The following is a 3,825-nucleotide window of genomic DNA, read 5'->3' as shown; positions in this document are numbered from 1 at the left end:
CCATCGCTGCCTCCTTCGTGAGGCTGCCTATGAATCACACGATCGGCTCAATGGGAATCCCCCTCCGATTCCGCCCATCATGAAAATGCTCTAGGATTTGCGCAAGCGTTTGGCCCCCACGGTTGAGGCAGGCAGTTCGGCGCGGGAGGAGGTGGCGCGCTTCGAGGTGAGTCCATCGGCTGCGATCAAGATGGTGCGCGGCGTGCGCGAGACTGGCAGCACCCTGGGGCGAAGGTAGCCGGGTACAGCAGCCGCTGCTCGCCGGGCATGAGGATCTGCTGCGCGAGCTCACGTCGACGCGCAAAGGGATTACGCTTGCTGAGATCCGGAATGCCTTGGTCGAGCGCGGGATCGAGCCTGGCTCGCTAGCAACGATCTGGTCGACGCTCAGGCGCTTGGGCCTGTCGCAAAAGAAAAGAGCCTGAGAGCAGCCGAGCAGGACTGACCCGCTGTCTCAGCGCATCGCGAACGCTGGCGCGTGTGGCAGCGCTACATGGACCCGACCGCCCTCGTGTTCCTAGACAAAGCTAGCGCTACGACGAACATGGCGCGACGATATGGCTGGGACTCAGGAGCGAGGGCCTCGTCGATGCGGCGCCGCACGGGCATTGAGAAAACCACGACCTTCCTCGCTGGCCTGCGTTCGACCGGCATGGTAGCACCGCTGGTGCCCGTCGGGCTAATGACCGCAGAAGCGTTCCGCGCCTACCTCGAGCAGTCCCTTGCCCCGGTGCTCTCGCAGGCGACGTGTTCGTGATAGACAATCTTGCAGCCCACAAGCTCACCGGGATTCGTGAAGCCATTGCCGCTGTGGGCGAAAGCGTCCTCTACCGGCCGCCCCCGGACTTCGCCGGGGCAGGTCTACAGCCCGGACCTCAACCCGATCGAGCAAGCCTTCTTCAAGCTCGAAGTCCCTCCTGCGTGAGGCCGCCCCGAGAACAAGAGACGCGCTCTGCACCACTATCGCCACCTCGCTCGACGCCCTCAGCCCAGACGAGTGACGAAACTATCTCCAGAACTCCGGATATGCGTTCGACTAAACCGAAATCACTCTAAGACCAACGCGCGCTAGCCGCTCGCCCGAAATAAACGGCGAGAAGGTGCTCAAGCGAAGAAGGCCTGCCCAATTGGCTTCTCCCACTTGTACACTGCCGAAGTGCGCACGGCAGAAGGCAACCTCTACCTTCATGTGGCAATCGACTGGTACAGCAATCTCCCCTTCGTTCAGCTCGTGGTCGAGACTGTCACAACATCGGCTTCCGTCTTCCTGGTCGCCCTGATCGAAGCAGTGGCCTGCAAGACCCACAAGGTGCTGGCCAATTGCGGTGCCCGATTTACCTCCCATCCGCTACGCTAGCGGCCCTCCGACAACATACAAGACCCACGGGTTGACATGCGTGGGGCGAAAACGGGCTTCAGCACCGGCTCACCACAATTAAGGAGCTGAGACCAATAGTGAGGCCGAGAGGATCGACCAGGCCGAGCGAGCCACGAGGACTGTCTGAACCTGTCACGGATGCTGTCCGGGTAATTGGTTCAATCAGATCCGAACAAGTCCCGGGTAAAAACCTTATCAGCTACGTCCTCGATCTCGGAGGTCATGCGGTTGGCGATAATTACGTCGCAATCTCGCTTGAAAACTTCGAGATCGCGTATAACCGCTGAGCCAAAAAACTCTTGCTGTGTCATTGCGGGCTCGTGGATCGCAACTTCAATGCCCTTGGCCTTGATCCGCTTCATGATGCCCTGGATCGAGGACTGGCGAAAGTTGTCGGATCCGGCTTTCATCACCAAGCGAAAAATGCCCACCTTCTGCGGCCTCCGCGCGATAATCTGGTCGGCCAGGAAGTCCTTGCGAGTGCGGTTGGCATCGACAATTGCGCGAATAAGGTTCTGAGGAACCTCTGAGTAGTTGGCGAGAAGCTGCTTTGTGTCCTTGGGAAGACAGTAGCCGCCGTAGCCGAAGCTTGGGTTGTTGTAATGCGGCCCAATCCGCGGATCGAGGCCGACACCGACGATGATTTGGCGCGAGTCCATGCCATGCGCGATCGCGTAGCTGTCCAGCTCATTGAAAAAAGCGACGCGCATGGCGAGGTAGGTATTGGCGAAAAGCTTGATTGCCTCGGCCTCACTCGGATCCGTGAACAGGATCTCGACGTCGTTCTTCTCCGCGCCGTCGAATAGGAGGTTCGCAAAGATACGGGCTCGCTCTGATCGCTCACCGACGATAATGCGCGAGGGATGGAGGTTGTCGTGCAGCGCGCGGCCTTCGCGCAAGAACTCGGGACTGAAGATCACTTGCGAAGTGCCTAGCCGCTTACGTACCTCTTCGACGAAGCCGACCGGGATCGTCGACTTGATAACTACGGTAGCCTCCGCGTTTTCGGCCATTGCCATCCGGATCACTGCTTCTACTGACGAAGTGTCAAACTTGTTTGTCTCAGCATCGTAGTTCGTCGGTGTGGCGACGATGACATAGTCAGCGTCCTTGAGCGCCTGCTCCGGATCCAACGTAGCGGTAAGGTTCAGCGGCCGCGTGGCGAGGAACTCCTCAAGCTCTGCATCGACGATAGGCGACTTGCGGGCGTTCAGCATATCAACTCGCTCGGCGGTAATGTCGACTGCGACGACTTCGTTGTGCTGCGCCAGCAGCACGGCATTAGAGAGCCCGACGTAGCCGAGGCCAAAAACAGCGATCTTCATGTATGCCGTCCCCACATGCTCAAGGCGAGTTCGCCAAGTATAAATTCATCTTGCCCGTGCGCCGGAAGCGAACCGAAGCCCTTCCATGCTGCACCTGTCGATAGGCACGTACATAGACCACTTCGTGCCTAACAGAAGCGAATTTTAGCAGCTGTGCGGGGCGTGAGTTAAGGCGTAGACCTGTGATTGCAGAGGTGGGCGGTGTTGATCCGTTAGCAGTTTCATAGATATGGTTAAACTGACCGAGCCGGAGCTTGGTCGTGCTGTATCGGGTCTTACAGAGGCGAACGTCTTGCTGACACGATGCGGGCTTGTGAGCCCATCTGACCACCTTCCCAAATCGCCCGTTTCTGCGTCGCTCGGGACAGCTTTGACGCTTCAGCGCTAGCAAACAGATTATATTTCGTCTCATCTATGGAAAAAAGTGCCGTCCCGCAACATTGCATGCATGATGACGGAGAGGCGGCGGGCAAGGCGACGCGGGCCTTCGTGAGGCCGTCGCCCTTGGCGATCTTCATGGACCATGTTTTCAGGGCAAAGGCCTCCCGGCTGCGGGTGAGGATCGTGTTCGGCCGCGCGCAGGTCTTTCTTCAAACGACTCCCAAGGCGCCTGGCTGCATTCCAGATCGCTCCGGTGCTGAGTGCGACATCGTACTCGGCCAGCAGCCACGGCTGGGCCTGCCCCAGCGTGATCCCGGGTTGCGAACGGATGTGCGCTGTCAGCGCCAGTTCCTGCGCACCCGACAGCTTACGCGGCGCGTGCCCCCGGTGCGGGTTGATCCCCGCATCGCCGGTCATCCGCCGCCGGATCAGGGCCTTGTAGATGTCCGCGATGCTCACCCCAAACGTTGGCGCCGCTTGCCGCACCGGCATTCCGCCATCCACCGCCCTCAGCACACGATCGCGCAAATCCTGCGAGTAGCTCTGTCCCGATCGCCAACCGATCGCTGCCTCCTTCGTGAGGCTGCCTATCAATCACACGATCGGCTCAATAGGGATCCCTCTCCGATTCCGCCCATCATGAAAGTGCTTGTCTTATGACTTTGAGGTCTGTTCGGGTCATGATGAGATGCCCGGGCCAGGGTGGCCACCCTGGCCCGGGCGGAAGGGGACGGATCGTGA

The 3,825-nt window shown here is 59.6% G+C and carries 3 protein-coding genes; 1 reads left to right on the top strand and 2 read right to left on the bottom strand.

The features are described 5' to 3' along the window. Positions 1 to 1,141: 1,141 nt before the first annotated feature. Positions 1,142 to 1,357: a hypothetical protein gene (locus tag HNO88_RS21655; RefSeq protein WP_184250863.1), complete on the top strand. Its 216-nt coding sequence runs from the start codon at positions 1,142 to 1,144 to the stop codon at positions 1,355 to 1,357. Between the two features lie 179 nt (positions 1,358 to 1,536). Here HNO88_RS21655 and HNO88_RS21650 read toward each other — a convergent pair whose 3' ends face one another. Then, positions 1,537 to 2,703 carry a nucleotide sugar dehydrogenase gene (locus HNO88_RS21650; protein WP_184250860.1) on the bottom strand — a complete coding sequence of 389 codons (1,167 nt, stop codon included), beginning with the start codon at positions 2,701 to 2,703 and terminating at the stop codon, positions 1,537 to 1,539. A 408-nt stretch (positions 2,704 to 3,111) separates the two neighbouring features. Further along, on the bottom strand, positions 3,112 to 3,576 hold the full coding sequence (locus HNO88_RS22145; protein ID WP_221420167.1) for a COG3415 family protein: 465 nt from the start codon (positions 3,574 to 3,576) through the stop codon (positions 3,112 to 3,114). Positions 3,577 to 3,825 lie beyond the last annotated feature (249 nt).

The organism is Novosphingobium chloroacetimidivorans (assembly GCF_014204535.1).
GTDB classification, from domain to species: domain Bacteria; phylum Pseudomonadota; class Alphaproteobacteria; order Sphingomonadales; family Sphingomonadaceae; genus Novosphingobium; species Novosphingobium chloroacetimidivorans.
This window is presented reverse-complemented; position numbering and strand designations above follow the sequence as displayed.